Annotated in this window: 1 protein-coding gene; it reads left to right on the top strand. The window is 46.8% G+C overall.

Features of this window, described 5'->3' with window-relative positions:
- Window positions 1-412 (top strand): dipeptidyl-peptidase 3 family protein (locus CS062_RS25575; RefSeq protein ID WP_438270505.1); only part of this gene is annotated, 412 nt, incomplete at both ends.

The following is a 412-nucleotide window of genomic DNA, read 5'->3' as shown; positions in this document are numbered from 1 at the left end:
ATTTAACTATGCGCGCCGATGCTTTTTTAACCGATGATTACCAGCCCTCTGATTATGCTTGGATGGATGTCACCGATAGCGTAGTTGATGTGATTATTGGCCCCATTGAAACCTATGAAGATCGCTTGTTTGGCTACAAAGCGGGCTTTGAAGCGTACGTATTAGTAAAAGATTTAGAGTGGAGTGAGCGCCTGGCGATATACGCTGAAACGCTGCCAGCACTGCAACGTGGCTTGCCGGTAGCGGATGAATACAAAGCGGAAGAGCCTGGGGCTGAAGCACAATTAAACGCCTACGATATTGTTTATTATGCTGGCCACTCTAACGCTGGAAGTAAAACCATAGCGGTGAATTTACCCAATGATGAAGAGGTACAGCTGGAGAAAGGTACACGCCGCTCGCAGTTGAAAAA

Origin of the sequence: Roseateles chitinivorans (assembly GCF_002761755.1) — a bacterium.
In the GTDB taxonomy this organism is placed as follows: Bacteria; Pseudomonadota; Gammaproteobacteria; order Burkholderiales; family Burkholderiaceae_C; genus Roseateles; species Roseateles chitinivorans.
This window is presented reverse-complemented; position numbering and strand designations above follow the sequence as displayed.